We start from the raw sequence: 25,187 nt of genomic DNA on the forward strand, positions 1-25,187 counted from the left end.
CGCGTACAAAAAATCATAGCCTAAATTAAAAATTACATGCTATAACAGGGCACAAGCAAATTGCTTCATGAGATGTCGTCTGGATAGATGGCACAAGAAATTGAACAAATACATTTGAGGAATAATCATGGCTGCATTTTTAACTGATGATTGGTTTGCAACTGTTGAAAAACTTACTGCTGAAGCTGGTGATTTAAACTTACCACCAGCACTTGCGAATTTAGCGATTAACTTGGTTGTAACAGATGCAGCAGGTAATACTGAATTAGCTCTAGATGCAGGTAAAATCCAAAAAGGTTTATCTTCAAATGCTAAAACAACGTTAAACATGGATGCTGAAACTTTACGTAAAGTATTCTTGGAGTTTGACATGGCTGCTGCAATGCAAGCATTCATGACAGGTAAAATCAAAGTACAAGGCGATATGTCACAACTTATGGCTTTACAAACAGCGAAGCCAAGCCAAGAACAAAAAGATTTATTCAAGAAAGTACTTGAGCAAACAGCTTAATTACGGTTTCCATAAAAAAAGCTTACCTAGTGGTAAGCTTTTTTTATCTGTATTTAGACATCAATACGACTATTGGTTTTGAGGTGCTCTAAATAAGTTCGGATACGCGTTACATATTGTACTGCTTGCTTATAACGGCCATTTCGCGCTTGGTTGCGTTGTAAATAATCGTATAAGTTGACCCATTGATTCGGGTCTTTACCTTGTGCTCGAATACGTTTTTGAATCTGGCTGACTGCACCAGGTCCCATATTATAAGCCACCAAGGCATACCAGTTACGATCTGGATAAGCTACATTACTAAATTGATCTAACATGAGATCAAAATATTTCGCACCACCTTGAATACTTTGCAGTGGATCTGAGCGGTTGCTCACGCCCATTGCTTTGGCTGTGCTATTGGTCAGCATCATTAAACCACGAACACCAGTGGGAGAAACTGAGCTTGGTTTAAGGTAAGACTCTTGATAGCCAATCGCTGCCAGTAAGTGCCAATCTAAATTGTATTTAGACGCGCTTTGTTTAAAGCTGGCCTTATAAATGGGTAAGCGTTGTTTCAAATCTCTTTGAATGGTTGACCACGACTCGGGTTTAACCACATTGCGGTTATAGAACGAAGCCAGTTGCTGGGTCATACCCGATTGCTTACTCTGACAGATAAAACCACTTGCGGTCAGGGTAAGCGGATCATCAGCTTGTTTGAATACCCAGTTTAACTGAGGATTTAAACCATTTTTGCTCAAACTTGCTTGGTCACCACAACTTGCTGAAAATGAAACCAGTTGTTTATTTTCAATCGCAGCCAGATTGGCTGTGGTCATCGCAATATTCGCTTTACCTTGAGCAACCCATTTCAATGCTGTGGCATTGTCTGGAACCGTTTTAAAATCGAGCTTTACATTTAAACTTTGTGCGTATTTACGCGCTAAATCATAACCAAAACCATGTAGGAATTCACCTTCTTTAAATACTGTCGTTGGGGTTTCAACCGCAACCACTGTTAAAATATTGGTGTTCACAACCGTATTGTATTGATGTGATTTTTCAGCATTCAAGCTATTGAAAGGAAGGATGGCTACTCCTAAGGCTAAAGCTTGAAAAGATCGTTTGGAAGATAAAGAGTTAAGGCTAGGCCTCGACCCAGAACTTGAATTACTGTGCATGTTGTCTCCGCTACAGATAATTTATGCCCAAAAAGTTCAGCAAAACACTGCCTTAGCTTTTAAAAGTTGATAAATTCAATAAGGGTGGGCAAATCATGAACGTCATTCAAAATGACATTGATTAAAGGGGATAAATGATGCAAATGTTTCACAACATTTACAAAGTGTATAAAAAATAAACAAAAACAAACTTAGGGGCGCATATTAAGCGGCAAAAGCAAGAATGTCAAATTTTGTACAATAAAAAAATGAGAGTTACATCACAAACCTATGATTTGGAAAAGAATAAAATTTATACACTTTAGTGGTGGCGAAATAAGGAATACAATGCAAAAACTTGTAAATGGACTGTTGTATTAACGTATTTGGGCTTATGAAATCGAATTTAATTACACGTACTGGACATGACCTTTTGGTTGCTGAGCTCAAAAAACTTTGGCATGACGAACGTCCTGAGATCACAAAGAAAGTGAATTGGGCCGCAAGTCTCGGCGATCGTTCTGAAAATGCTGATTATCAATATAATAAACAAATACTTCGAAAGATAGATCGGCGGGTTCGCTACTTGGGGAAACGTTTAGAAGAATTAAAAATTGTCGATTATGTACCTGAGCAGGAGGGTAAGGTCTACTTTGGTGCTTGGGTTGAAATTGAAAATGATGCAGGTGAGCAAAAAAAATTGCGTTTGGTGGGTGTCGATGAAATCTATGATCATCATCCACAACATATTTCGATTGAGTCACCTATGGCGCGTGCATTACTGGGTAAGCAAGTCGATGAAGAGGTTGAAGTGCATACGCCGTTGGGGAAAAAACTGTGGTATATCAACTCAATTCGCTATGAAAAACCTGAAAATGCTTAAAATTACAGGGTGTTGATTTTATTTTGAGCGGTTGATGCATTATTTTGAATAAAAGATTTGCCAAGTTGAACTTTTATTTATATGATAGCCGCCATTGGAAGCGTGGCAGAGCGGTTTAATGCACCGGTCTTGAAAACCGACGAGGGTGTGAGTCCTCCGTGAGTTCGAATCTCACCGCTTCCGCCAAATTCAAGTTTCTGACAATGTTTAACACTATATAAGTTTATGATTTATAAAGTTAAAGTTGGAAATACACGATATGACAAGCCGTGACGCACTACGCCAATCGGTGGTTATAAAGTAGTAAAAAATGCAGTAAGATTATTTCTTACTGCATTTTTTTATGTCTGAATTATGGCGACTCGTGGAATCAACAAGCTTAGTGCTTTGCAGGTTAAAAAAGCTAAACCTGATCCTGACAAGATGTATAAGCTGTCAGATGGTGGAAATCTGTATCTGCGTATAGACCAGAGTGGTAGCAAGTACTGGATCTTCAATTACACGCGCCCATTCTTAGGCAAGCGCAACGATTTATCTTTGGGGACTTACCCTGAAGTTTCACTGGATGATGCACGTACGATTCGTGATGAATATAAGAAACTCATCAAGCAGGGCGTAGACCCAGCAATGGAGCGTATTGAAACCAAGTCCCAAAAGCAGAAAGAGGCTGAAAACACCTTTCGTATTGTTGCTGAAGCATGGTTGTATAAACGTGAGCTAGAGCAAAAGCAGGATGAGGAAACAGTCCGTCGTTTAAAGCACGATGTCTATCCCTACATTGGTGATTTAACCTTTCCACAGCTTACCTTAGAAATCCTTGAGATTAAGGTCTTTAAGCGCATTATTGAGCGTGGTGCTTTGTCTGTTGCCAAACGCCTTAAATCAGACCTCAACCAAATCTTTAAATCAGCACGTAAGAAAAAGCTGATCCAATATAATCCAATTGAAGATATTGAATTACCAAAACCACAGGGTGGAAACTTTGCAGCCGTGACAGAAGAGCAGGATCTAGCTCCAATGTTAAATAAGATTTGGAACTACTCCAAACTTTACACACGCTGTTTACTGACCACGCAGGTAGCGTTAAAAATCTCTGTGCTGACATTTCAGCGACCTGGGGAGATCCGCAAGTTGAAAAAGGAGTATTTCTATCGTGAGGAGAGATGCTTTAAATTTACAGCCAGTAAAACCAAGCAACTTCATATTGTGCCATTGTCAGATCAGGCCTTTGACTTGATTGATTCAATCATTGATCTGCACCCATACAGTGAATACATTTTTGTGGGTCGGAATGGAAAAACCTTTATTTCTGACAATACCATCAACTCAGCATTAAAACGCTTGGGCTATGGTGGTGAACAGACAGCACATGGCTTTAGGGCAACTGCACGTACTATGCTAGATGAAATTCTAGAGCAGCGTGTGGATTTTATTGAGCATCAGTTGGCGCATAAGGTAAAAGACAATAATGGTACGGCCTATAACCGAACCAAGTTTTTGAATAACCGTAGGGCGATGATGCAGGAGTGGGCTGACTATTTAGAATTTTTACTTAAGCTACAATAGAAAATTATAACCATCTATGAGCTTATCGAAAAAATATTACAGAAATGAAAAATAAAATCTCTCTGTAATAAATTAGTTTTATGGGGTTTTTATATATTGTGTAAGAATTTGATTTTTAAATAATTTTTTATCTTGTTTTGGCGGGATGATTAATAGGAAATTCCTGTTTTTAGAGATTTTAAGTTAAATAGTAGTCGATTAAGGTGTCAATAATCAGTTTTTTATCAATAATACTCTTCAATTTGTTAGTATTGAACAAATTTTTATTTTGAGATCTCATATGATTGATGTGATCCATGGAACAACAGATAAACCAGTGACATCAAAGCAGCTACAAGAAGCTGTTCAAAAAATAGAAAACTTAGATGGAACTCTATATTTAGGTTATCCAATCATAGGTACAGTTGATGGTGCTTATGAGATTGATGCGCTTTTAACATCGCCTCAGCATGGAATTATTGCGTTTATTCTAGTAGAAGGAAAGGAATTACCTGAGGAAATATTAGATATACAAGATACCTGCTATACGATGCTATCTGCAAAACTTATACAATATAAAGAACTTTTAAACAGAAGGCAGCTTGGTGTTGATGTCCGAGTTTTAACTTTTGCTCCTGTTGTGTCCAATACCTTAGAAAGTTTTGATGAAGATGATCTTATTATTACTCAGGTTGATTCTTTAATTAATTATCTTAAAAATCAACAACTAGATAATTCTGAAAAATATAAGCAAATAGTTAGTGCTATTCAGGCTGTTTCTAAAGTCAAAGTTGGAAAAAAACGAAATCCTCTGAAACCTGATTCTAGAGGAGCTAAATTAGTAAAATTAGATCAATCTATTACCAATTTAGATTTACAACAAAGTAAAGCTGTATTAGAAACTGTCAATGGTGTTCAACGTATAAGAGGCTTAGCAGGTTCAGGTAAAACAATTGTTTTGGCAAGAAAAGTGGCTTATTTACATGCTAAAAATCCAGATTGGAAAATAGCCGTTACCTTTAATACCCGTTCATTAAAAAAACAATTTGAAAATTTAATAACAAGTTTTGTTTATGAACAGACTAACGAACTGCCTGATTTTGAAAAAATTAAAATAATACACGCTTGGGGCAGCCCTTCTATGGAGGGGGTATATTACAATGCAACATTGGCAACAAATTCTAAATATTTTGATTTTCGCTCGGCAAAAACTTATAGAAGATCATCTGATCAGAATGAGTTCGATTTTGCATGTAAGTCGATACTGGATCAAAAACATTCATTCGCACCTTTATATGATTTGATATTAATTGATGAAGCTCAGGATTTTGCACCATCATTTTTACAACTTTGTTATAAAATTTTAGATAAAAATAAAAGACTGATATATGCTTATGATGAGCTACAGACTCTGTCAGAAAGTTCAATGCCTAATCCTGAAGATATTTGGGGGAAAGATGAGCATGGTCGTCCGCTAGTTAGTCTGAATAGCAATGAAGGTGAGCCTGATAGAGATATTATTCTTGATACTTGTTATAGAAATCCTAGACCAGTACTAACCTCTGCTCACGCTTTAGGTTTTGGTGTTTATCGTAAAGTTCCTGAAGGTAAATTGCCTTTGGTTCAGATGTTTGATTATGCTCCTCTTTGGAATGATATTGGCTATGAAATTTTAGAAGGGAATTTAGTTGAAGGGCAAAAAGTTCGTTTAGCGAGAACACCTAAATCAAGTCCTGAATTTTTAGAAAGTCATTCAGAAATTGATGATCTGATAAAATTTAAGACATTCAACACTGAAGAAGAACAGATCCTATACTTGGTTGACTCAATTAAAAAAGATATCGAAGAAAATGAGTTAAAACCTGAGGATATTATGATAATTCATCCAAATGCTTTAACAGCTAGAGATAAATTTGGATTAGCACGATATAGTTTATATGAAGCAGGAATTAACTCTAATTTAGCTGGAGTAACTATTTCACCTGATGATTTTGCACAAGATGATAGTGTAACTTTTACATCTATTTTTCGGGCTAAGGGTAATGAAGCTCCGATGGTTTATGTAATAAATGCCGACTATTGTGCACAGGGTGTGGGCTTAGCAACGAAAAGAAATATTCTTTTCACCGCAATGACTAGAACAAAGGCGTGGCTAAGAGTACTGGGTGTTGGCTCAAGTATGCAGATTCTAGAAGATGAATTTGAGGAAGTAAAAAGGAATGATTTTTCACTTTCTTTTATTTATCCTACAGAAGAGCAACGTCAACATTTAAGAATTGTTAATAGGGACTTATCTGATAAAGATAAAAAAAGAATTCAAGCTAGAAGAAAATTTTTAGAAAATTTGATTAAAGATTTAGATGAAGGCGTACTTCACAAAGAAGATTTAGATCAGGATGTTTTAAAAAGATTCAAAGATATTTTTGGTTGATTAATATGTCTCTAAGTCCATCTGAAATAGCAAGTGAAATAAGAATCATAGATGAATTATTTTTGAAAAATAGCTTAGTAGACAAATATAATAGCTGTTCAGTAAAGAGTCATCGTGAAAATAAAACAGAGATATGTATTTCATCATGTAAAGATATTTCTTTTACTTTATCATCTATGAGTTATAAAGATTTATATGATGAATCGTATAAACGAAACCTTTTTAATTATCTAATGTTGGATGGAGCAATTATTCAATTAAATTACCTATTTCATAATAGTAAGATTTATAAGCATAGATTAGCATATCTACCAAATCCTAATATGGAGGCATTTCAGCACGAACCTGATATTTATATTGAACAACCGATGTACGCCGAAATTATAGAACCTTCAATAGTTCCTGTACCAATTAGGTTTGATTATGATGAAATGGCATTTGAAGAATTTAACCATCCTAAAAGTCATTTAACTTTGGGACAATACAAAAACTGTCGTATTGCAACTAGTGCTCCAATATCACCAATTGTTTTCATAGATTTTATTCTTAGAAGTTTTTACAACACTGCATATAAAAATTATAACAAAGATATTAGATATCCCAAAAGATTTTTTGAACCTACCATAACTGAAGGTGAAAAAAGTTTTTTGCATCTAAATATGATTAGGTAAATATAAGATTTTGATACTATTAACATAGTATGCCGTGTATAAAATATTATTATTTAATTTAAGATTTTTAATGCAACAGCCTGCCTTTGGCAGGCTGTATTGATTTATGCGGCATTTAGCTCTTTCTGTTCAAGCCAATTCTTAATCTGGCTTTCAGTCCATGTTGGCATACTTGCAGTTAAATATGTTGGTTTGGGAAAATTACCACGACGAATCATCTTCCAGAAAGTTGACTCTGCAACATTTAGCAAGCCTCTTGTTGCAGGTTTATGAGACAACTTCCGTCTGCGGCCACTACGATCAACATAGTCCTTAGCTGGGCGCTCGGGGTAGTTCACTAAATCTTTTACACGATAGCGAGTTTCTAACATTTTATTCCCTCTATCTAACGAATTAGTTCTTTGAATGGATTGATTTTTGTATAGAGCTTTGAAAGCTCTGATAATTATTTAAATAGATTTCATCCAAAACTCTTGCTAGTTCGTGGATATCAACGAACAGAAAACCTTTTTGGCTTTCATCAATACGGAAGCATGTAAATGGAAACTTTTGTTGGCGCACCTTTTCGAGCACTTTCTCTTTGCATAAGTGAGGGTAGAACTCTTTACAAACATCATCTAACTTAATGAAAGTTGAACGAAATTTTAAAAATAAATAATCGGCAGTTTTTAAGTGAGGCATAGTGACTCCAATAGACGAATTAGCACTTAAAGTTTTAAGTTTACTGAAAATATTTCACCAAACTGTGTGTTCGCTATTGTAGAAAAAAGAAATTGTGCTAAAAATTGGTAAATAAAGTCCCCCAATTTTGACACTAGATTGAACTTAAATAATATGCCTAGGCTTACAGAAATTCAAAGTATCGCATTAGAGATTGTTGACTATTTGTATTTTTACGATATTGCTTCTCTGGAGACATTTTCAGAAGAGAAAAAACAAATTTATATCGCTTTATTAAGGGCTATAGATCATATTCTTTTAGAACGTAATTTAACCAATGATAGATATGAAATCTATAAACATTATTTACTATGTGGTGTAGAGGTTGTTACAACTCAATATACGAGTCCAAATATAAAGATAGGTGAGGTTGAAGAGGGATTATCTGAAGAGGAAAAGGAAAAGGCATATAAAAAAATTAATCAAGATAGGCTGAAAATTGCATTTCATGCTTTATTAAGAGAGGTTCAAAGTAGTGGATATGATTCTGATTATTTCGGTGAAGATGTAACTCAAGTAATAATTCTTTCGAGGATAGATGAAGCGTCTGATTCGGTTAGCTTTAGATTGGTAGCTCAAGTGCTATGGTCGGAATTCGAGGGCTGTATATCCGCTCATGTCTATCGTAAATTTTTAAACTTAAAAATATTGTCTACAGCTAAAAGTACCTCGAAAAATTATTATGATGAGATAGAAAATAAATTTTTATTTTTAAGGGCTCTGCTATTTATAGAATTTGAAATCTTAAGACAAAAGTTGTTTTTAGAGTATGATCTTAAAGGACTTAATCAACCTGTACCCCTTAAAAATATATCGGAGTCGTTAGGATTAAAGCAAGCAGGTTATTATAGAAAATATTCAAGTTTGCTTTATAGTCCTTATTTTAATAAAATTTATAATTATGATTTAACTATTGCTAAGCAAGTTAAAAAATATTTATATGAATTTTATCCGAGCTTCGCACATAACAAAATTTTTACCAATAGAGATAAGTGGGTTGCCTTGTTTGGGGTGTGGGAGTTAATGTACGAGAAAAAAACAAATTTAGAAAAAGCAATTTATTCGGATACAAATAACAAAGGAACTTGTAGTGATGTTGCAAGTATTCTGATGATGGAAAGATATGGACTAATTATTTCAGCTAGAAGCTTAGCTTTATACTATAATAAAGCTAATAACTTATATGCCTTTATTCGTGAGGTTTTTATGTCGATAGAGGAGGAGGTTCAAGTAGGATTCATGTCCCTAGATATATCTAGTAATTTTTATTACAATCCAAATATGTCTGAAAAGATTAATTCTTTGTTGGATGATCTCATTAAAATGAAAGACTAAGGATAACCCCCTCTAAGAATTTAGAAGGGGGAAATTGACTAATTAACAAGAATACATAGATTGTCCAGAATAATCAGCGCACTCTTCAACAAAACATTTGTTAATTAAATGCTCGATCATCTTCTCTTCACTCTTGTCATACTTTAAGCTGAGTACTTTTAAGCTCTCTAATGCTTTATCTGTCAGGAAGTAACGATGAGCTTTGCCTTTATTTTTAGTACGATAAATTTTTTGATACCAAGCATTTGCTAGCTTGTCCTTTAAAGCTGAATAGACGTGAGGATTTTCGATGTACATCCTGTCAAAAATTGAATTCACAACAATGCTAAAGTCAGAGTCTTCGATAGGAGTAATAAGAGAGTTATTGAACTTTCTATAATTGTCTTGATCTTCATCCATGTAATTTTTAGCCCATTTATAGAACGCTACATGATCATATTTTTTAAAGTGTAATGATTTTTCAGTCATGAGTTGGGCATAAGTTTTTTCAATGTAATCTAGTTCACGGTTATTTCGATAATATTCTCTAAATATAAAAATAATATAAAGAAAGCGAATATATGGATTTGAAATTGAATTAATTAATTTGGAAATCTCTCTATCTCTAATTTTTATCTCATTTAGAGTGAAAATTAATAAGCGATTATTTGATTGATACTGGGATATGTCACGACCACGTATCGATAATAAATCCTTATATTCATTGAAATAGTGAATAAGATCCGCTGCAAGATCCTCATGGAAATTTGATATTTCTCTAGTGAGATTAAGTTTAATTTCATTTAGATTTTTAGAGGAATTTAATTTTTCAATATCCATCTCAATGAGTTCTATATCATCATCCTCTATATCATCAGATTTTAGTTTACATATTAGTTTATCTTTGTTAAGCACATGCAATATCCAAACCATATCTTCGCTACTAAGCTCTTTAACTAACTTAATTAGTTCATTACGATGATTCATTGAGTTCATACGGCGTTCCTTACAATAAGATTTGCATAAAATTTATTGTAAGTGTAGATAGGTTTCAAGTGAGTATTCCGAACGATACCAGTCGATTTTGGCTTGTTTTTTTATAATTTTTGAATAAGCAAGAAAGTCTGAATTTAGCTCCTAAGGTGTCTTGGCCTATCAAGTCTTTTGCTTGAAGCACTGTAATGGAAATTCATGTTCTTCAAAGTATCAGTAAGAGTATATCAATAATAGTATTGTAAGGCTATTTTTTCAAAGATTGAGATCATTTCGTTATATTTTTTATCTCGGATAACTTTAACTTTGTTATTTTTGTTTTTATAAAAGCCGTATTAATGGTGAAACCTTTGTATTTTTATATTTTTAAATGATATTCATACCTTAATTTTAATATCTAAAATAAGTGTAATGACTATGTTTATATAATTTATACTATTTTTCTTTATGTGGCTTATAAATTTATATCCTATACATTAGTTCTTATTTGATTTTATGTCCAGAAGTTAATTAATTACAGATTCGCCATTTCTTATAGTTCCAAACTATAGGTAAGTGTCCATGTCTCATCCAGCTAAAATAAATGAATCATTCTATTCAAGTAATGAAGCAATTTTAACTATCGAAATTGAAGAGTTTATTCAATCCTGTATACAAGTAACTAGACAACCTCGTTCCTTCTATGAAAACTTCAGTGATCTACTGTTAGAGTTTGACCAAATTTATAACCCTGATTTTAGCTATTCAAGCTTAATAGATTTATTTTGTACCCTATTGTATGACTACCAACAAGAATTAGATTCCCCTGTAGCTCTATACCGGGCTCTGAAACAAAATACCTTTGGACAATGGCAGGAGTATTTCATTCAAACTCAAGCAGCACATCAGAATGATATGTCTCAACATCGCTACAATGAAAAACTAAATGCAGAGAGCTTGGATAAGCGATTGTTAGAACTAGTTGATGAGTATCAAGCCTTATTGGTGGTACGTGTTGATTTAGCTTATATCCAGAGTCCGAATATCCAGCAAGCAGAGCAAGATTTAGAGAAACTCCGCAGGAGAATCAATCGTTCTAAATATGGAGATGAAATATTACTTTTGGTTTGGGCTTCAGAGCAGGGGGCATCGAAAGGCTATCATTGCCATCTAGCATTGATTTTTGATGAAAGAGATCGAACAGGGGCTTGGAGTATAGCAAAAGCAATTGGTGAGCTTTGGGAGGAGATAACAAATGATCAAGGATGTTATTTCAATTGCCATGACAGTAATTATCTGAATCGTTATGCAAAGAGAGATGTCATTGGTATTGGGATTATTTATTGTAATGTGGCTTATCAAGTTGAGAAGATGCGTTCAACACTAGCTTATTTTGCAAGGCCCGATAAAGGACAACATCTAAGAGTTAAGACTTCAAAGAAAAAGAGATCCTTTGGGATGTCACAACGTTGATCCCAAAAAATCAAAGATATACATCATTAACATGAAGATTGAATGTTTTCTATTTCCCTTACATTCACAACTTAAAGCTTATCAATCGATAAGCCTTTTTTCATTTAATGAGGATAATCTTATGAAGATTACTTGTCCATATTGCTATTCAGATAATGTAAGTCGTGCTGCAGCGTCATCTAACAGAACTAATACTTATGGCTCTATGGCTGGAGCAGGGATTGGTACGATGATTTCTAAAAGTCTACCAACACCGATGTCACCTTTATTGGGTGGATTGGTGGGAGCAGTTGTAGGAGGGATAATTGATAGTTTGACACAGCCTTCACAACCAGTCGCTACAGCTAGTCCTTATTTCCACTGCAACATTTGCCAACATAACTTTCAGGCAGTCTAAAGAGTGTAAAACTTCCCCTTTTATTCTCAATTCTAGAATTGAGAATAAAAGGGGGTAAATCAAATTAAAGTTTTTAGTAGAAAAATACAGAATCCAGATTTGTATTGAAAGATATAAGATAGATGGTCATTACTTTCACTCAAATGAATTAATATCAAGACTGTTAAGAAATTGAAGAAGATAACATTCTGCCATTTATGAATTGATGGACCTAAATTTTAAGTATCAAGATTTATCTTTTCTAAAGAAAGCAAACCTAAAGATTAATCATATTGGGTGGATAACTATTTTATAATCACTTCACTCTAATGTTTTGTAGTTTCTATTCTAAAACACTGTTGGTTAGGATTAAGTTGAAGCACACATTCTCTAGAATGGCAATCGGTAGGAGTTGCAGTAAAGCATTTAGGGTAATTGTTTTTATCAATCCAGTTGAATTCATGCCATTTTTTTCCTACAACTGGATTTGATAATCGTTTAATGACACTGTCATGAATAGGTAATAGTTCATTGGGATAAGCTGCTTTATCTGCATAATTAGGAATATTTCGATTGAGATTCCAATAAAAGAGGAAGCCAAGTAGTCCGTTATCGGGGTTGTGGGATTTACTATATATATCTTCATAAACACTTGTTTTTGGAGGCACTAAATCATAGGATTCAATTTTTCCAAGCATCCAGTTAAGTGAAACACCACTTAAATCAGAATCATGATAACCACCTCCAACATCAGAATGTGCTCCAGAGAACCATACTTCAGATACAATTTTTTGTATGTTGATATTTTCTTTACAGCTACTAATCAATTCTGGTTGTGTTAATAGTACTGGAGTAAATAGTCTAGCTCGGTTGTCATCAATTGATAGTGCATGCGCGGCATGCTTAATATTGCACAATTGGTCAAAGTATCTAGGATTTAGTCTACCGACATGCTCACGTGTTGTTGGAACTCCTAGAGCTTCTACAGTATCCCATAGCCCCATAAATTCAATTTTGGCAGGTTTTGAATCCAGATCTTTGATCTTACTTATATTTTTTCGACGTTCTTCTGGGGAGAGAATACCTTTATGAGCAGAGTAAATTCTTTCTATTAAATCTTTTCTTTTCTTTGTATCAGTTCCAATCTTAGAAAAATCAGGTATGCCTGCTACTTCAATCATTCCTGCAAGAATACGGGCAGAATAGGCTCCACGACTAAACCCAAATAAGTAAATCTGATCTTGATTTTGTGGTTGATATCTCTCAGCAATGAATTCATACCCTTGACGAATATCTTTTCCAATACCATAACCAGCGCCCATGCCTAACAATCCTCTTATTGGAGAGTTTTCTGTACCTACGCCTTTTATATATATGGTGTGTATATCACTACGGTTTCTTAATGACACCAAATTGTGTAACTTAGCCACGTTTGTTCGACTAGCTTCATCATTGGCTGTACCATCAAAAAAAACAATAATTTTTCTTGGAGAATTATCATTTTGAATACGTTGTGGTTGAGAAGTGTATTCCACACTAGCGCATGAAGAAATAAATATAGTTCCTAATAATGTCAGTATTTTTTTTTTCATATACCTGCCCTCTTGAGCTTACTTTTTTGTTTTATATAGCTTATTTAATTTTATAGAATTGTGTTGACTAGAAGTCAAGATGGAATGTTGATATATCAGATATATGAAATTAAATTTAAAGATTACTGCATATTGCTACTTATATAATGTTAGCTGTGCGGCAGCAGTACCCTACCTAGGTAATCGTTATTGGAGAGATCAGCAATAAGAAGATTAGATTTCCAAAGAAAAAAATCAGGAACACGACAAATTATGACTTTCCAATGCTAATGATGGCTGAAAAATAATTAAATTTCGGTAAACTAAAAAACTGTACTGCTTTTTTAGCTCAGGGGAAGAGATGCAAGAATCAGAAGATTTACTCATTCAAAAATATGAAAATCTGTTACTTAAAGCACTGAAGTATAAAAGGCCTGAACGTGAGACTACAATTTTTGATACGGCACTAAAGAATCATCATGAAAATCCAATCACAGAGCTTTTTGCTTTCTTTTTAAATCCAAATGCTAAACATCAATTAGGTGATAGTTTTTACCAAGGTTTTGTTGCTGCCTTAAAAGAGTATGAGCAATATCAAAACTTTGAATTTGGTGAGTTTAAGCAACTATCTACTCAACAAGTCACCGACCAAGGTAAATTTATTGACTTATGGTTGGAAACAGATACAGCTTTAATCGTATTAGAAGTGAAGGTATACCACCATCAAAATAACCCTTTTAAGGAATATGAGGCTTGGGCAAATGAGAAAATTAAGAGGCAAGATATCTATAATCAAAGAAAACGTCTCATTACTATTGTGTTATGCCCAAATGGCAAATGTACTATAGAGAATTGGTTAGGGCTATCTTATAATCAACTAACTGCATGTATTAGACAATACGTATCACAATATTCATTTAATCAAAATTTAAACAAATGGGCAGTTTTTGCCCGAGAATTTTTATTGCATCTAGAAAGTTTTAATCATTTATTGGATATAGATATGGGTCGTTTAAATTTTGTTGTCGATAACATGCACAAAATTCAAGAGTTAATTGATTTAAAGCAAAGTGTTTTTCAAGAAATTATTGGGCATATCAATACAGAACTACAGATCGCATTAGGTGAAAACTATCTACCAGAAGTAAAGCAAAATACTTGGAAAACTGATCCCGCTTTCTATTTTAGGGGACAAAATTGGAAAGATGCTTCAAGTTCAATCTTACATTTACGCTTAAATGATAAGCCAATGAGTTGTTCTGTCAGAATGTATGTACACAAACCTACTAGCGAATTACGTGAGTATATTAAAGTATTGTTACAGGATTCTAAATACTTACTCTCAGATCATTGGAATGAAGGTAACGGTAAATGGTGGTGTTTGAAGTGGGATTTTTCAGAATTCGATTTAGATATAGTCACAGATCACATCATCTTTACACATAAAATTTTAAATCATGTTGAACTTGAATGGAAAAAATAGATTTATATGAATAATTATCCGTTTTTGAGTCCTTCAGTATCGGTAATTATTGGTCATTCTTACAATGGGTGACGATTTGGAAGCAGAATTAAGATAATGACATTCCAATTGAATTAAAAAGCATAGCAACATCACAAAGGGGAAATGTATGAAAATCGAGCTTAGTTGGTTTGAGCCAATTGACTTAGGTAGTTCAAATACTTTAAGAGAAAATACGAGAAATGGTAATTTTGATTACAATCTAATTCCAGAAATTTCTGGAGTTTATATTTTTTATAGGGAATTTAATCAAACTCAAGAACCACTCTACATTGGAAAATCTTTAAATATTCGTACACGTATGAAGCAACACTTTAAAAATATAGATTTATTAGAGGGGCTACAGAACTCAAAAAAAGGGCAAAAAAAGTTAATTTTTGCTGAGGTTAAAGTGCGGGGAAATGTTGATCTACAAAGGGCCATTGCCCAAGCTGAAAAGGGACTAATTCAGCATTTCGTTGAAGATTATGAATTATTGAATCAAAAGCTTATGAAGGATCATTTTGATGAGATATATTCAAGCGGTAGTCTAATTGAATTAGTAAACATTGAACTTGATGTCTATTCATCTAAAAGTAATAAAGCTAATTGATTTTAAATTTATAGATTATTAGGGAAATTATTACTACAAAAGAAATAAGAGAAAAAATCTCTTATTTCTTTCTATAGTTTGATATTTAGTCAAATTGTTAAATTAGTGATAGGTATTGAATTACCATGCACAAATTTTAAAATCACTACCGACCCAACAAGCTTTTTGTTTTTGAGAGCGGGTAGCTTCGCCCCACATAGAGCCACCACCACCTAATCTAGTGGCTTGGACAACAGCTTGATCTTTACTTTCGATCATCACCATGATCCCTTCAACTTTTACCTTTTTAGTGATGTTCGGATGGCTGATATAGAAGCTACCACCACCTTGAGATTCAAACTTACATTTTCCTTTGTAACGTGTTTGACCACCTTCATCAATTTGACAGATTGCTTCTTTGGCTTTTGCTTGAGCAAGCATCGGGAAGCTAGACAGCAATCCAAAAGATAAGATAAGGCATAAATTTAATTTTTTCATTTTTTAATTTCCTTTAATCATTTGTTTCTTGTTTTAGATATGGCTTAAGTCAATTGAGCAATAAAGTTTGTATATCCAGAAAGCATAAAGCGCTGACTCAAGCATAACTAAAAGTTAAAGCAGGGCAGTTTGCCCCTTATTTACAAGCGACCTTTTTAGCACTCTGAAATTCCATAATCGAGATCGTGCCTTGCTGTTTTGCTAATTTGCTATCTTTAGCGGTGATGAGGACACAATCACCTTTTTTTAGCGAATTTAGACTTTGGAATTGTTTAGGTGTGATGCCTACCGTATAGATAGAAATATCTCCTTTACTTGAAGAGAAGTAAGCACCTTCTTCAGTCCATTCCAATTTGCTTGTGACTTTAGTTGTTAGCGTGGCAGCATAAATGCTAGATGTTGAGAATAGTGTAGCAATAGCTATAAGTTTGATAGCTTTCATTTTTAACCCCTGAATAAGTAATAATAAAGAATGGTTGCAGAACTAATTCTTTAAAGATTATCTGGGGTGAATGAGATGAACTGTTCTGAAGAGATGAATAGTGAATTCATGGTATTGATTCCTTTTGATTTAAAAAGAGTCTTACCAAATTACTGTCAAATAATGGTGGCAAGACTAGAAGGGTTGACAGACCGGTACAAAAGGAAACCAGCGCACGCGAACGTGCCCCTCCTAGCCTCACCATAAAGGCGTGACTTAAGAGAACGCACAAAACCAGAACAGCGTTGTTGTGCGCCTTTTGTAAACGGTCTGTCAAAACCGACTGGCAATGTAGGCCAGCATGTGAATGATAATGCCTGCTTTAGATGACGTCAAATCACTTTAAGGGTAGGTGGTGTGTTAATTTGATTTATTATCATTATTAGAAACCTTATTATTTTTCAATTTCTTGAGGAACATTTGACTGCCTTCAATTCTAGTTTCAAACAAATTTAGCATTTTGATTAAGCCAGAAAGCTTAGCTCGTCCATAATTCCTAGAGTCAAAATCAGGGCGAACGTTATTAATATATTGACCTACTTCAGAGAGATTGGCCCAGCCATTTTCATCTGAATTGTCCTTAACGGCTTTATAAATTAGGTTGAGAGTAGGGCGATCGACTTGCTGTGATGTGTCTTTATCTGTAGTGGTCTTAACATTATTATTTTCTTTTTCCTCAATGGTATTTTTGCTCTCAGTTAAAACTTTTTCTTCATCTGTTAAGTTTTCAACATAGATGAACTTATCACAGGCCTTTCTAAAGGCTTCTGGTGTTTGCTTTCTGCCAAATCCGTAAACGACTAAACCACTTTCCCTGATTCTTGAAGCTAATGGGGTGAAGTCGCTGTCACTGGAAATTATGCAGAACCCATCTAAAGCACCGCTATATAAAAGATCCATTGCATCAATAATTAAGCCCATATCAGTTGCATCTTTGCCGATAGTATAGGCAAATTGTTGTACAGGCGTGATTGCATTTGGGAGAAGAATATCCCGCCACTTATTTAAAACATCTTTACTCCAATCTCCATAAACCCGTTTTACACTTGCAATCCCGTATTTTGCAATTTCTTCTAATATAGGGCTAATTGAATTAACGGAAGAGTTATCAGCATCGATTAGTACAGCAAGCTTTTTTGTTTGATGGTCCAATCTTATTCCCTCTTAAGTTACTTATTTGTAATTCATTATTCTAAGACTAAGTTAATCTTATTTAGAAATACACAATACCAGAAATAGAATAAATTTCAGATATATATCATCTAAGTGAATGAATGCGTTCACATGCATTTTGACGTCACTTGATTTTGGCCTGCATCACTAGCAGGCCTTTTTTATACACAAAATCTGAATTTGAAGTCATTCAGTATTCATTTTTATAAGGAATTCTTATGGCACATTTAGTTGAAACAATGGCATTTGTAGGTCAAACCCCTTGGCATGGTTTAGGCAATCAACTCACCCCAAATCAGCCTTTAGAAGTCTGGGCACAACAAGCAGGTATGGACTGGAGAATTAAATCTTCTGATGTCAGCTACATGGCTCAGAATGAGAAAGGCCAGAGTATTATTATGCCTTTTGAAGAACAAAGAGTTTTGTATCGTTCAGATACTCATGCACCGTTATCTGTGGTCAGTCAACGTTTTCAAGAAGTACAACCGAGTTCTATTTTGGAGTTCTATCGAGATTTAACTGAACAATCAGGCTTTGAGCTAGAAACCGCTGGTGTACTCAAAGGTGGTAAGAAATTCTGGGCATTGGCTAAAACAGGACAAAGCTCAGCCTTAAAGGGGAAGGATGTCAGTAATGGCTACATTCTTTTAGCTACGGCTTGTGATGGTACCCTTGCCACCACTGCACAATTTACTTCGATCCGAGTCGTATGTAATAACACGTTGGCAATTGCTCTAAAAGGACAGAGTAGTGTAGGCGTTATTAAGGTTCCACACAGTACCAAATTTGATGCAGAAAAAGTGAAGCAGCAATTAGGTATTTCAGTCCGTACATGGGATGAGCACATGTACGAGATGAAGCAACTCAGTCAACGTAAAGTGACCCAGCAGGAAGCCGCAGCTTACTTTGATGCGGTATTTAACAATACCAGTCTAAGCATTGCTGAACAGGATGAAAGCATCATTCAGTTCTACCGTAATGCTGCAATGCCAAGTCAAACTAACTTATCTCGATCAGACAGTAAAACTGAACCAAACGGACGAGCCATGTCTAAAGTCATGACCATGTTTAATGGACATGGGCGTGGGGCCGAACTCAGTTCAGCCAAAGATACAGCTTACGGTTTACTTTGTGCCATTACCGAGTTCTGCGATCATGAACGACGAGCCATGAGTACCGACCATCGACTGGATTCTGCTTGGTTTGGTATGGGGGCAGCGATTAAGCAACGCGGCTTGGAACAGGCATTAAGAATGGTAGCTTAAATACAACTCAACATATGTAAGCACGGGTTTATTAAATGAATAGCCTAAGCTAACTTTTTCCTAAATCAATCAATTTTAATGAGTAGTTTTTCCTTTTGCCGCACCTCCCCCAGGTGCGGCTTTTTTTATGCCCAAATTTTAATTTTTTACAGATATGGAGAATATGATGAACCCAAATACTCACACCTCATTAAGTCATGCAATCACTCATTTACCTTTATCCCTAAAGTCACCACAAACAGTTTTGACTTCTAAATCACAGCAAAATTCAGCTAAACGCTTGACTAAAACCAAAGGTATAAGTCGTGAACAATGGTTACAGATAAGGAAACAAGGCATTGGGAGTAGTGATGCCGCCGCAGCCTGTGGTTTAAATCCACACATGTCAATGCTGGAATTATGGATGATTAAAACAGGCCGAATGCAAGCTCCTCCAGATCAACCGCTGAAGAATCACTATTCACCTCTATATTGGGGGAACAAGCTCGAACCACTGATTGCTGATTACTATCGACAGCGTACTGGTAATAAGGTTCGTCGGGTCAATGCCGTATTGCAGCATCCCGATGAAGACAAAGCCTTTATGTTAGCTAATCTGGATTATGCGATCGTAGGCTGTGATGAGGTACAGCTTCTGGAATGTAAATCCGTAGGAGAGTGGGGAACTAAGCATTGGCGAGAAGGTGTTCCTTTGTATGTACTTATTCAAGTGCAACATCAATTGGCCGTTACGGGTAAACAAGCAGCACACATCTGTGCCTTAATCTGTGGACATGAAGCGAAGATATTTAAAGTCGAACGCAATGAAATTGTGATTAATCGTCTGATTGCTTCAGAAAAAATCTTCTGGTCTTGTGTGGAAAACGATATACCACCGCATGTAGATGCCAGTGAATCAGCAGCAAAAGCTTTACAGCTTTTATATCCGCAGCATATTCCTTTACAAACTGTGGATCTGTCTACGTTGTCAGGAGTAGATCAACTATTTACTGATTTACTCTCTGAGGAAAAGCATTTAGCACACCATCAAACCAAATATGACTACCTCAAACATCGTATTCAGATATTAATGAAGGATGCAGAAAAAGCCATATTTAGTCAGGGTAGTGTGACATGGAAGAAATCCAAGGATAGTGTGGTGTTGGACCAGAAAGCGCTGCTTCAAGCACAGCCTGAATTATTACAACAGTATTCTCAGCCTCGAACAGGCAGCCGCAGATTTAACATTCATCCACTTCCTTAAACATCATCCCTTACACCTAAAAAAGCGCAAAGCCACCCCACTTGCCCTCCCTCCAAATAACAGAGAAAAGGCGTTGGAGCAGCTTTGCGTAAATCTTTGATGCACTCAATCTCTTATGACCGAAGAATAACGATAGGTGATTGATCAGGCTGAACAAGAATCGGTGAAGAGGCGGTGCTTTACAGTAAATACCGTGATTTCGTAAATATTTAACAAAACAAGGATTCATCTCATGATTAAAGGCCTAGCAATCACACCACCTGTACTTGGACGTATCAGTATCGGCAAAATCGTAGAAAGGAATGGCAAACGACTCCCTGAAAAGGATGATCAATTTACTATTACCAGCCAAATCCAAAATAAGGATGGTTGGGTTAAACATCCACTTGATGAACAGTTTCGTGCCAAAGCTCCTAACCAAAACCAGAAACTGAGAACCATTCCAGTCCGAATGCTCTTTAATGATCCCGATCTTAATTTAAGAGCGGAATACACCTTATTTGACCGTCAATCAGGACGGCCCATCTGTACAGGCAATGGAGAAACCTGTCAACGATTTGGGCAAAGTGGTATTGAGCAACATCCATGTCCATCACCTGATTTATGTCCATTGGCACAAGGAGGTCCTTGTAAGCCTTATGGACGACTCTATGTGAACTTAGATGAGTCTGATGAATTTGGAGCTTTTGTTTTTAGGACCACAAGTTTTAATAGCGTTCGCACCTTGGCAGCACGACTTCGTTATTACCATGCAGCTTCAGGTGATCTACTCTCATGTTTGCCATTGCAACTTACTTTGAGAGGCAAGAGCACTACGCAGAGCTATCGTACCCCGATCTACTATGTGGACTTAACTTTACGTGATGGAGTGAATCTACAAGATGCGATTAGCTCAGCCAAGCAGATTGATGAACAAAGCAAGGCAGCGGGGTTTCATCAGGAAGCTTTGGACCATGTGGCACGGCAGGGTTATGGCAATGCCAGCTTTGAGGTAGGTGGTGAAGAGGGAGTGGATATTATTGAGGAGTTTTATGCAAATGAGTTTAAACCAGAGCAGCATCAGCAAAAGCATGACTTGAGCCATGTTCAAGATATTCAGAAAGGGTTACAGCAGTCTGTGCAGATTTTGAACTGAATAATTACCCTCTATCTCTTAAGATAGGGGGGTGTTTATTGGGTTGGTCTTATTTTTTGCATTTGTGGAAGCCTTTATGGAGAGGGAGGTTCTCAAAAAATATAGTTTTTGGGCTTGAAAACGAAAAATGAAAACCATAAATAGTGATGTGTTAGGCATATTTTTAATTGCCTAAAGGAAAGCTAACCAATAATAACTGTGAGCTTTTAATTATTAATGAATAACTAGGAAGAAAACATGAACTTTTTTAAAAATCTCTTCAATCGCTTTAAACTTTTTTGTCAATCCGTCTATACCAAATATCGAAAGCCTATCAAGGTTGTCGCTACAACAGTAATCTGCTCTGTTACGGGATACATTTTTGCACCTGCCTTTGCCTCTGTACTTGGTGCGTTGGGATTTCTGGGTAAAGCTAGTACAGGTATTGCAATAAGTTCATTACATGGTGCAGCCTTGACAAATGCCTCCCTTGCCGCAGTTGGTGGTGGAGCCATGTCTGCTGGAGGCGGTGGAATGTTTGCTGGCAAGCTTTTGATTTCAGGTGCAAGCGCGGCCAACGGAATGTTCCTCTCAGCAGCATAAATTAAAAAAGACTCTTTCGTTTAAATGAGAAGTCTTTTATCGGACTTCTTCTTTAAACTATTAGTGTATCCGCATTCTGAATAACGGTTACAAGCCATAAAGTCACCGTATGGTCCTGTTCGTTTCCACATACGTCCCTGATTACATCTCGGACATCGCCATTTTTCTGGAATATCATGGTTAATGGATGTATTTTCATCCTGAGGTATATGGATAAATTCCTTGAGGCTTGAGTCCGTGATAACCTCCTCAAGGAATATTGAATTACGTTCGCCAATAAGAAAGACTTTTTCTTTTGCACGGGTCAGGGCTACATAGAACAGACGGCGCTCTTCAGCAAAGGCGTGTGTTTCTGGTTGTGGCAACACCATGTTTAACAGGGGATCATCTTCTTTCTCTGCAGGAAAAGCACTTCCACCGCTGTTTAAACCCATAAGAAATACATAGTCTGCCTGTAGGCCCTTGGATGAGTGGATGGTTTTAAACTCAACACTGCAATTTCTGAGAAAGGGCTGAATACTGTCTAAGTTTGGCTTGTGGTGTCTGTAGCGACCTAAAATATAAATGGATTTCTTCTTGCCCGAACCTGAATTGGCACTATTGATTTCCATAATGGTTTTCATCAGGTATTCATGAATTTCCTGAGTCTTTGTTAAAAAGCTTATCTCAACCACTTTACTGCTGGTCTTATCAACGGCATTGACCACTTTTTGAAGCTGGGACTTATTTTTTTGGATAAAACCACTGGCGACATTGGCAATACCCTGATTGGAACGGAATGTCTGGGTAAGCTGAGTCTGCTTGGTATAGCCAAAGACCTTTTCAAATTTAGTAAAAATACTGATGTCTGAACCAGCAAATCGGTATATGGCTTGCCAGTCGTCCCCAACACAAAACAGCTTTGCTTCAGGTACTTGTTTCAATAACGACAGAATCAGTCTGGCCCTTGCTTGTGATGTATCCTGAAACTCATCCACGATAATAAGCTTGAACCGACTCTTGTATCTGTTTTCATTGATTAACTGAGTAGATTCAATCAGCAGGTCATCAAAGTCATACTCTTTAGTACTTCTTAATAACTGGTCGTACTGTTGGTAAACCTTGGAAAATAGCTGTAAAAAAAGACTTTCGCGCAGGTTGAGTGTGGGGCTGGCTAGTAGGTTGGCAATGTTGGCTTGATTGGATTTGTAGTGACTTAAAAAACTGACATAAAGTTCATTGGTGTCATATTCATAAATGGACTGTGCTTTAGCGTTGATCTCAGCAAGGCTACGTGGCTTAAATATTTGTCCTCTTGATTTAAGCTCTTGTTCTAACTTCTGAAAGATTGAACCTGTAATAAACTCATGAAAGGTGGTAGTAATTAAATCCGTCTTATATTGTTTATGGATTTCTGTCTTCCATTTCATATCTTCCAGATACTTTTGCCCAAAATGTGCAGGCGGTTTGCCATGTTGGTCTACGGCATAGTGTTCCAGATACAGGTTTATTTCAGATAGGTAAAAGTCAGGCTTATATTGGCGGTGGTGTTCATTCGCTGTGTCATGCTCGTAGTTTCTTTCGTACTGGTAGGGAACCCCTTGACTGTATAACCAGTTTGCTATCGCTTTTTCACCATGTGATTTAACGATTTCTCCCTGATAGGTTTCAAAGCCATCCTTGAACCTGTCAAATGAACGTTTGTGTGCCTTTTCCCATTCACTTTGAGTTTTAAATGCAAATGGTGATAAGGGTGGTCTTAGGTAGGCCGTTTTAAATAAAAAATATTTTGCCTGAAAGTCTGTATCTGTTTCGATCAGTTGTTGAATAATCCGATTCAACAGGGACTGAGGTTTTCCTGCTTCATTGGAAACAGATGGACTTTTTCCAGTTGCCTTGCCAATCACCTTAATGCCAAACTTATGGAAATTAAGTGATTCAACCTGAGTACTAAACTGGGAGAGAATATCTTTTAATCGAAAGTTAATACGTTCACTGAGTTCCTCACCTGCATTTTTATTGAATGCAAGAACCAGAATCTCTTCAGGTTTGTAGAGTCCAGTTAACAAGGCATAGCCTACCTTTCCAACAATCGTGGATGTTTTGCCTGAACCAGCCGCAGCAACTAATAAGTTGCGGTCCTCAAAAATAATCGAGGAAATACGCTGTTCATCGGTTAGTGGCATACTTTCCACCTGATCAAAGAACTGCTTAGATATCTTTAACTCACTTTCAACAAAACGCTTATTCTTTGCATCGATGGCATAGTTTGCCTCAACTGGTAATTCAATAAACTGTCGCAATTGCTCAAACAGGTTCTGTCGAGGTGGTTCAAATGAAAAAGAACTATCCCTTTGAATCAGGCTGTTAAACTGTTCAATAGAGGCTCTTGACCTTTGTGATAAATCTGACCTAAACAACTGGCTGAGGCGATGAGAGAGGTAAATGTTTTGCTGGATAAAATTCTGATATTCCCGTAAGTACGGTTTTAAGGTTTCTTTGATCTTTTCAGCGTTTCTTTTATTTCTCAGGAATTCCGCATCATTATGGATTTCAGCTCGAAGCTGTTCAGCCTGTGTGTTGAACATACCTTTGAACTGAAAGTTTTGATCAAGGGTCTTGAGCGTTAATGATGACCATATCAAACCTTTCTGAATATGCGTATCTAGCACTTGTTCAGGATTAAGATTTACTGTTCTGGTATCCAGTTCAAGTACCAGCTCAGGAAATGTATAGTTGATTCGCCATTTGCTAGAGTCTGCAAAAATGAAGCTGAGTAAACTTGGTCGGATATCCATATTGCCCTAAAATGAAAATGATTTTTTAAGAATTCAAAATTTGTAATTGGTTATAAAGTCTGTAGAAATTTTACTTAGTCATTTTATTCCTTTCACAACTAGACCTTGAATATTTCATTTAATGCTTGCTGTACAGCATCTACTTGTGACTTACATGCCTTGTAGACAGGTATTGATTCTTCCACAATCTTCATGAGGTTGTCGATGTCTGGTTCTTCCTGAGATTTCTCTAGGGCAGCATTCTTTTTCATCAGTTCATAACCCTCTTTAAAGCTTAACTCATTTTACCAAGGATTCGTCACCGCACTTACATTGACATGAATATAGTCCT

The 25,187-nt window shown here is 36.0% G+C and carries 23 protein-coding genes, 1 tRNA gene and 1 pseudogene; 15 read left to right on the forward strand and 10 right to left on the reverse strand.

Annotated features, from left to right (window positions below; translation table 11 throughout):
- Positions 1-127 precede the first annotated feature (127 nt).
- A complete protein-coding gene (locus F993_RS19330; RefSeq protein WP_004651955.1) occupies positions 128-511 on the forward strand; it encodes an SCP2 sterol-binding domain-containing protein in 384 nt (127 codons plus the stop codon).
- A gap of 53 nt (positions 512-564) precedes the next feature.
- On the opposite strand, the gene F993_RS19325 is transcribed toward F993_RS19330, so the two are convergent.
- Positions 565-1,674, reverse strand: coding sequence for an MltF family protein (locus tag F993_RS19325; RefSeq protein ID WP_004651956.1), 1,110 nt, complete (start codon positions 1,672-1,674; stop codon positions 565-567).
- Between the two features lie 373 nt (positions 1,675-2,047).
- Here F993_RS19325 and greB point away from each other — a divergent pair, with 373 nt between their 5' ends.
- The 5 genes from greB to F993_RS19300 all read left to right on the forward strand — a co-directional run bounded on the left by greB (position 2,048) and on the right by F993_RS19300 (position 7,183).
- Entirely contained in the window at positions 2,048-2,536 is a 489-nt protein-coding gene (greB, locus tag F993_RS19320; protein WP_004651957.1) for a transcription elongation factor GreB, read from the forward strand.
- Between the two features lie 96 nt (positions 2,537-2,632).
- Positions 2,633-2,722, forward strand: a tRNA-Ser gene (locus F993_RS19315).
- Between the two features lie 168 nt (positions 2,723-2,890).
- A complete protein-coding gene (locus F993_RS19310) occupies positions 2,891-4,102 on the forward strand; it encodes a tyrosine-type recombinase/integrase (RefSeq protein ID WP_004651959.1) in 1,212 nt (403 codons plus the stop codon).
- A 280-nt stretch (positions 4,103-4,382) separates the two neighbouring features.
- Positions 4,383-6,512, forward strand: coding sequence for a DEAD/DEAH box helicase (locus tag F993_RS19305; RefSeq protein ID WP_004651960.1), 2,130 nt, complete (start codon positions 4,383-4,385; stop codon positions 6,510-6,512).
- A gap of 5 nt (positions 6,513-6,517) precedes the next feature.
- On the forward strand, positions 6,518-7,183 hold the full coding sequence (locus F993_RS19300) for a DUF2290 domain-containing protein (protein ID WP_004651961.1): 666 nt from the start codon (positions 6,518-6,520) through the stop codon (positions 7,181-7,183).
- Positions 7,184-7,287: 104 nt separating this feature from the next.
- Here F993_RS19300 and F993_RS19295 read toward each other — a convergent pair whose 3' ends face one another.
- Positions 7,288-7,554 (reverse strand): helix-turn-helix transcriptional regulator, encoded by a 267-nt coding sequence (locus F993_RS19295; RefSeq protein WP_004651962.1) that lies wholly within the window; start codon positions 7,552-7,554, stop codon positions 7,288-7,290.
- 22 nt (positions 7,555-7,576) lie between these two features.
- On the reverse strand, positions 7,577-7,864 hold the full coding sequence (locus F993_RS19290; protein WP_004651963.1) for a pyocin activator PrtN family protein: 288 nt from the start codon (positions 7,862-7,864) through the stop codon (positions 7,577-7,579).
- A gap of 138 nt (positions 7,865-8,002) precedes the next feature.
- Between F993_RS19290 and F993_RS19285 the strand changes: the two genes are divergently transcribed.
- Entirely contained in the window at positions 8,003-9,238 is a 1,236-nt protein-coding gene (locus F993_RS19285) for a hypothetical protein (protein WP_157407262.1), read from the forward strand.
- A 42-nt stretch (positions 9,239-9,280) separates the two neighbouring features.
- Here F993_RS19285 and F993_RS19280 read toward each other — a convergent pair whose 3' ends face one another.
- Positions 9,281-10,213: a hypothetical protein gene (locus F993_RS19280; RefSeq protein ID WP_004651966.1), complete on the reverse strand. Its 933-nt coding sequence runs from the start codon at positions 10,211-10,213 to the stop codon at positions 9,281-9,283.
- 558 nt (positions 10,214-10,771) lie between these two features.
- Here F993_RS19280 and F993_RS19275 point away from each other — a divergent pair.
- Together F993_RS19275 and F993_RS19930 are read left to right on the forward strand one after the other, a co-directional pair.
- Positions 10,772-11,662, forward strand: a complete 891-nt coding sequence (locus tag F993_RS19275; protein ID WP_004651967.1) for a YagK/YfjJ domain-containing protein — start codon at positions 10,772-10,774, stop codon at positions 11,660-11,662.
- Positions 11,663-11,783: 121 nt separating this feature from the next.
- Positions 11,784-12,059, forward strand: coding sequence for a hypothetical protein (locus F993_RS19930; RefSeq protein WP_004651968.1), 276 nt, complete (start codon positions 11,784-11,786; stop codon positions 12,057-12,059).
- 305 nt (positions 12,060-12,364) lie between these two features.
- On the opposite strand, the gene F993_RS19270 is transcribed toward F993_RS19930, so the two are convergent.
- The gene (locus F993_RS19270) at positions 12,365-13,630 is read right to left on the reverse strand and encodes a phospholipase effector Tle1 domain-containing protein (protein WP_004651969.1); all 1,266 of its coding nucleotides are present in this window, start codon (positions 13,628-13,630) and stop codon (positions 12,365-12,367) included.
- Positions 13,631-13,970: 340 nt separating this feature from the next.
- Here F993_RS19270 and F993_RS19265 point away from each other — a divergent pair, with 340 nt between their 5' ends.
- Both F993_RS19265 and F993_RS19260 read left to right on the forward strand, forming a co-directional pair.
- Positions 13,971-15,092: a PD-(D/E)XK nuclease family protein gene (locus F993_RS19265; RefSeq protein ID WP_004651970.1), complete on the forward strand. Its 1,122-nt coding sequence runs from the start codon at positions 13,971-13,973 to the stop codon at positions 15,090-15,092.
- Positions 15,093-15,240: 148 nt separating this feature from the next.
- Positions 15,241-15,723, forward strand: a complete 483-nt coding sequence (locus tag F993_RS19260; RefSeq protein WP_004651972.1) for a GIY-YIG nuclease family protein — start codon at positions 15,241-15,243, stop codon at positions 15,721-15,723.
- A 120-nt stretch (positions 15,724-15,843) separates the two neighbouring features.
- On the opposite strand, the gene F993_RS19255 is transcribed toward F993_RS19260, so the two are convergent.
- From F993_RS19255 to F993_RS19245, 3 genes are all read right to left on the reverse strand, one after another.
- On the reverse strand, positions 15,844-16,200 hold the full coding sequence (locus tag F993_RS19255; RefSeq protein ID WP_004651973.1) for a hypothetical protein: 357 nt from the start codon (positions 16,198-16,200) through the stop codon (positions 15,844-15,846).
- 136 nt (positions 16,201-16,336) lie between these two features.
- On the reverse strand, positions 16,337-16,642 hold the full coding sequence (locus F993_RS19250) for a hypothetical protein (protein WP_004651974.1): 306 nt from the start codon (positions 16,640-16,642) through the stop codon (positions 16,337-16,339).
- A 399-nt stretch (positions 16,643-17,041) separates the two neighbouring features.
- On the reverse strand, positions 17,042-17,833 hold the full coding sequence (locus F993_RS19245; protein WP_004651975.1) for an NYN domain-containing protein: 792 nt from the start codon (positions 17,831-17,833) through the stop codon (positions 17,042-17,044).
- A gap of 239 nt (positions 17,834-18,072) precedes the next feature.
- On the opposite strand from F993_RS19245, the gene F993_RS19240 reads away from it, so the two are divergent.
- The 4 genes from F993_RS19240 to F993_RS19225 all read left to right on the forward strand — a co-directional run bounded on the left by F993_RS19240 (position 18,073) and on the right by F993_RS19225 (position 22,079).
- Positions 18,073-19,119: a DUF932 domain-containing protein gene (locus tag F993_RS19240; protein WP_004651976.1), complete on the forward strand. Its 1,047-nt coding sequence runs from the start codon at positions 18,073-18,075 to the stop codon at positions 19,117-19,119.
- Between the two features lie 166 nt (positions 19,120-19,285).
- Positions 19,286-20,362 carry a YqaJ viral recombinase family nuclease gene (locus F993_RS19235; protein WP_004651977.1) on the forward strand — a complete coding sequence of 359 codons (1,077 nt, stop codon included), beginning with the start codon at positions 19,286-19,288 and terminating at the stop codon, positions 20,360-20,362.
- A 232-nt stretch (positions 20,363-20,594) separates the two neighbouring features.
- Positions 20,595-21,497, forward strand: coding sequence for a recombination directionality factor (locus tag F993_RS19230; RefSeq protein WP_004651978.1), 903 nt, complete (start codon positions 20,595-20,597; stop codon positions 21,495-21,497).
- A 237-nt stretch (positions 21,498-21,734) separates the two neighbouring features.
- Complete coding sequence (locus tag F993_RS19225) at positions 21,735-22,079, forward strand: hypothetical protein (protein WP_004651979.1); 345 nt, start codon at positions 21,735-21,737, stop codon at positions 22,077-22,079.
- Between the two features lie 20 nt (positions 22,080-22,099).
- Here the strand turns inward: F993_RS19225 and F993_RS19220 are convergent, their stop codons facing one another.
- Positions 22,100-24,856, reverse strand: coding sequence for a UvrD-helicase domain-containing protein (locus F993_RS19220; RefSeq protein ID WP_004651980.1), 2,757 nt, complete (start codon positions 24,854-24,856; stop codon positions 22,100-22,102).
- 98 nt (positions 24,857-24,954) lie between these two features.
- A pseudogene (gene xseB, locus F993_RS19215) lies at positions 24,955-25,140 on the reverse strand (exodeoxyribonuclease VII small subunit); the annotation flags it as partial.
- Between the last annotated feature and the right edge of the window lie 47 nt (positions 25,141-25,187).

It is taken from the genome of Acinetobacter proteolyticus, assembly GCF_000367945.1.
Taxonomy (GTDB): domain Bacteria; phylum Pseudomonadota; class Gammaproteobacteria; order Pseudomonadales; family Moraxellaceae; genus Acinetobacter; species Acinetobacter proteolyticus.

What these genes read in the sequence shown, in the direction of transcription:
- F993_RS19330 (WP_004651955.1), top strand. Translation starts at nt 128, where the DNA reads ATGGCTGCATTTTTAACTGATGATTGGTTTGCAACTGTTGAAAAACTT.
- F993_RS19325 (WP_004651956.1), bottom strand. Translation starts at nt 1,674, where the DNA reads ATGCACAGTAATTCAAGTTCTGGGTCGAGGCCTAGCCTTAACTCTTTA.
- greB (WP_004651957.1), top strand. Translation starts at nt 2,048, where the DNA reads ATGAAATCGAATTTAATTACACGTACTGGACATGACCTTTTGGTTGCT.
- F993_RS19310 (WP_004651959.1), top strand. Translation starts at nt 2,891, where the DNA reads ATGGCGACTCGTGGAATCAACAAGCTTAGTGCTTTGCAGGTTAAAAAA.
- F993_RS19305 (WP_004651960.1), top strand. Translation starts at nt 4,383, where the DNA reads ATGATTGATGTGATCCATGGAACAACAGATAAACCAGTGACATCAAAG.
- F993_RS19300 (WP_004651961.1), top strand. Translation starts at nt 6,518, where the DNA reads ATGTCTCTAAGTCCATCTGAAATAGCAAGTGAAATAAGAATCATAGAT.
- F993_RS19295 (WP_004651962.1), bottom strand. Translation starts at nt 7,554, where the DNA reads ATGTTAGAAACTCGCTATCGTGTAAAAGATTTAGTGAACTACCCCGAG.
- F993_RS19290 (WP_004651963.1), bottom strand. Translation starts at nt 7,864, where the DNA reads ATGCCTCACTTAAAAACTGCCGATTATTTATTTTTAAAATTTCGTTCA.
- F993_RS19280 (WP_004651966.1), bottom strand. Translation starts at nt 10,213, where the DNA reads ATGAACTCAATGAATCATCGTAATGAACTAATTAAGTTAGTTAAAGAG.
- F993_RS19275 (WP_004651967.1), top strand. Translation starts at nt 10,772, where the DNA reads ATGTCTCATCCAGCTAAAATAAATGAATCATTCTATTCAAGTAATGAA.
- F993_RS19930 (WP_004651968.1), top strand. Translation starts at nt 11,784, where the DNA reads ATGAAGATTACTTGTCCATATTGCTATTCAGATAATGTAAGTCGTGCT.
- F993_RS19270 (WP_004651969.1), bottom strand. Translation starts at nt 13,630, where the DNA reads ATGAAAAAAAAAATACTGACATTATTAGGAACTATATTTATTTCTTCA.
- F993_RS19265 (WP_004651970.1), top strand. Translation starts at nt 13,971, where the DNA reads ATGCAAGAATCAGAAGATTTACTCATTCAAAAATATGAAAATCTGTTA.
- F993_RS19260 (WP_004651972.1), top strand. Translation starts at nt 15,241, where the DNA reads ATGAAAATCGAGCTTAGTTGGTTTGAGCCAATTGACTTAGGTAGTTCA.
- F993_RS19255 (WP_004651973.1), bottom strand. Translation starts at nt 16,200, where the DNA reads ATGAAAAAATTAAATTTATGCCTTATCTTATCTTTTGGATTGCTGTCT.
- F993_RS19250 (WP_004651974.1), bottom strand. Translation starts at nt 16,642, where the DNA reads ATGAAAGCTATCAAACTTATAGCTATTGCTACACTATTCTCAACATCT.
- F993_RS19240 (WP_004651976.1), top strand. Translation starts at nt 18,073, where the DNA reads ATGGCACATTTAGTTGAAACAATGGCATTTGTAGGTCAAACCCCTTGG.
- F993_RS19235 (WP_004651977.1), top strand. Translation starts at nt 19,286, where the DNA reads ATGAACCCAAATACTCACACCTCATTAAGTCATGCAATCACTCATTTA.
- F993_RS19230 (WP_004651978.1), top strand. Translation starts at nt 20,595, where the DNA reads ATGATTAAAGGCCTAGCAATCACACCACCTGTACTTGGACGTATCAGT.
- F993_RS19225 (WP_004651979.1), top strand. Translation starts at nt 21,735, where the DNA reads ATGAACTTTTTTAAAAATCTCTTCAATCGCTTTAAACTTTTTTGTCAA.
- F993_RS19220 (WP_004651980.1), bottom strand. Translation starts at nt 24,856, where the DNA reads ATGGATATCCGACCAAGTTTACTCAGCTTCATTTTTGCAGACTCTAGC.